Source organism: Agromyces humi (genome assembly GCF_009720255.1).
GTDB classification, from domain to species: Bacteria; Actinomycetota; Actinomycetes; order Actinomycetales; family Microbacteriaceae; genus Agromyces; species Agromyces humi.
In genome coordinates, this window is sequence record NZ_WJSP02000410.1 from 1 (window position 1) to 3,111 (window position 3,111).

A 3,111-nucleotide genomic window follows, 5' to 3' on the forward strand; every position below is an offset into this window, starting at 1 on the left:
CGGACCGCCGCGTCCCACTGCGCCGACGCCTCGACGTGCTCTCGGGCATGGGCCTCGCGAGCGGTCGCGGCACGGGAATCGGCAGCGGCAGCGGTGGCGTGCAGGCCGGCGCTGCCGACGGCGAGCAGGGCGACGGTGGCGACGACGGCGAGTTTCTCGAAGGTGGACATCGTCGAGCAGCATATTCGAACTCATTCGCCCGCCGAGCGCAAGCCCTTTCCCTGACCGCGATCGCGTGCTGGACTGACCCGATTGATCGGGGACCGCGACCACGCGGCCCCCACCGGACGGCCCTGCGGGGAGGCTGACCGTCGCCTCGGGGACCATGACATGAGGGAGACGACGACGTGCTCCGAGTTCCACCCAGAATGATCGGCGCCGCGCTGACGGGCGTCGTCGCGGTCGCGATGGTCGCGGCATCCGCAGGGCCGGCCAGTGCCGCGCCCGACAACCTGCCCGGTGAGCCCACGCTCACCCTGCCGATCAACGACAGCGAGGCGGGCGGCACCTACGACCAGGACTTCGTGCGCGCCTATGCGGGGGCCACCCCCGACGGCACGCCCGTCTACATCTACGTGCCGGCGGGCACCCCGCTCGACGGCTCGGCACCGACCGGCGTCGCCAGCCTCGACCCTGCCTTCGATCCCAACCCCGATGACGAGTTCGTGCCCTGCGCGGACGCCAGCGCGGAGGACTACACCCTCACGCAGGCGCAGATCGACTACCTCGGTGCCGAGCTGTCGAACCAGATCGTCGCGGTCGACGAGGAGCACTTCGGCCCGATGGATGCCGCGGACCCGAGCGAACCGGCCAGCGACTCGCTCGTCATGCTCGTCTACAACGTGCAGGACGCGAACTACTACGACTGCGCCGAGACGACCTACACGGCCGGCTACTTCGCGCCCGACTACATCGAGTCGTCGGGCATGAACGCGATCGTCGTGGACGCCTTCGACTGGGCGAACCGCGTCGGACCGGCCGACTCGGAGTGGAACGACGACGACCCCGACAACGACCAGCCCACCCTCTACGAGGGCGTGATCGCCCACGAGCTGGAGCACCTGCTGCACAACTACAGCGACCCGGGCGAGCTGTCGTGGGTCGACGAGGGCCTCGCGGACTTCGCGGTGTTCCTCAACGGCTACGACGTCGGCGGATCGCACCTCACGTACCACCAGGTCTTCTACGCCGACACGTCGCTCACGCGCTGGGCGGGCGGGCTGCAGAACTACGGCGCCGCCTACACGTTCTTCCAGTACCTCTGGGAGCAGGCCGGCGGCAACGGCGACGGCACCTTCACGCCCGACCTGCAGTACGACGCCGCCGGCGGCGACCTGCTCATCAAGCTGATCTTCGAGAACCAGGCCGACGGCATGGACGGCGTCCAGGCCGCGATCGACGAGTTCAACGCACAGACCGGCTCGGGACTGCGTTCGGCGAAGGTGCTGTACCAGGACTGGGCCGTGGCCGTGTACCTCGACGACGAAGCATCCGACCGCTTCGACATCAAGGCCGTCGACTTCGGCGACCCCGCCTCCACGTCGTGGACGATCGACATCGCCGACGACCAGTTCTGGGAGGGCCGCGGTTCGAGCCAGGGCGCCCAGCCCGAGTCGAAGTGGCTGAAGCGCGCGAACGCGCAGAGCCCGGTGGCGGTGCCCTACGGCCTGCAGGTCGAGCGGTTCCGCAACCCCGGACCGAACGTCACGATCTCGCTCGATGGCGAGGACTCCACGCAGGTCGCGCCGCACTCGGGCGACACGCACTGGTACGCCGGCTACGAGAGCCAGTCCGACAACATCCTCGACGTGGATGTCGCGGGCACGGTGACGTCGCTCGACTTCTGGACGTGGCACTTCATCGAGGAGGGCTGGGACTACGGATTCGTCGAGGCGCTCGTGAACGGCGAGTGGGTCACGGTTCCCGTGACCGACGACTCGGGCGCGACGGTCACGACGAACGACGACCCGCACGGCGGCAACACGGAGGGCAACGGCATCACCGGCACGTCGGGCGGCGAGTACTTCGTCGACGACCCGGTGTACGTGCACTACACGGCACAGCTCCCCGACGGAGCCACCGACGTGCGCTTCCGCTACTCCACCGACGCCGCGTACCTCGACACCGGATGGTTCGTGGACGACGTGATGGTGAACGGCGCCGCCGCCACCCTCTCGTCGGCCGAGGGCGAGTGGTTCGAGACCAACGGCCTGCAGGACAACAACTGGACCCTGCAGGTGGTCGCGAGCTGCGATCTCACCCCGGGCGTGACCTCGCCGTACGAGATCACGGACGGCGCCGGCAACTACGTCTACCGGCTCGAGGGCGACGCCATCTCGCAGGGCGGCTTCGACACGAAGTGCGCGAACGGCAAGAACCGCGACTTCGCGACGCTCGTGTCGAACCTGCCGACGGGCGACCTGACGTACCTCGACGCGGGGTACGTGCTCTCGGTCACCAACAGCGGCAACGGCAAGAAGGGCTAGATCCCCGGATGCAGCGGGGCGGCGGCCTGCACCTCGGTGCGGGCCGCCGCTCTCTGCGCGGCCCAGACGCCAGCCGGCCCGGCTCGTGCCCCAGGTCGCGTGCGCGCTCAGGAGAGGTGACGCAGGAAGAACCGGGCGGCGCTCTCGACCTCGAACCGCGGAACACCGGCGTGCGGCCCCGGATTGGCGTGCAGCGTCTTCTGGGTGGAGGCGAGGGCGTCGAAGAGCTCCAGGGCCGCCGTCCGCGGCACCAGTTCGTCATCCCACTGCACGAGGAACTCGACGGGGATGGTGACGCGCGACGCCCTGACCGGCACCATGTCGCCGCCGACGAGGCCGACCACGGCCGCGCGGATGCGGGAATCGGCGGCGACGAACGGCAGGCCGATCGCCGCGCCGAGCGACACGCCCCAGTAACCGACGTCGCCCTCCCCCAGCTCCTCGTGCAGTGCGTCAAGCACCGACTTCCAGTCGCCGGCCGCCTGCTGCGCGACCGCGGCGTGATACTCGCCGACGTGGGCCGCGACCGGCTCGCCCGCCGACACTCGCTCGGCCATGCCGGCCGAGAACCGTTGCTCGCGGTCCGTTCGCGGTCGGTCGCCGTGCCCGGGTGCGTCGATCGCCG

The 3,111-nt window shown here is 69.9% G+C and carries 2 protein-coding genes; one reads left to right on the plus strand and one right to left on the minus strand.

Annotated elements, in window-relative coordinates; translation table 11 throughout:
* Positions 1-347 precede the first annotated feature (347 nt).
* On the plus strand, positions 348-2,486 hold the full coding sequence (locus GH736_RS20010; RefSeq protein ID WP_159606457.1) for a M6 family metallopeptidase: 2,139 nt from the start codon (positions 348-350) through the stop codon (positions 2,484-2,486).
* Positions 2,487-2,593: 107 nt separating this feature from the next.
* Here GH736_RS20010 and GH736_RS20015 read toward each other — a convergent pair.
* The coding region (locus tag GH736_RS20015; RefSeq protein ID WP_203230873.1) for a dienelactone hydrolase family protein at positions 2,594-3,111 on the minus strand (518 nt) is incomplete at its 5' end.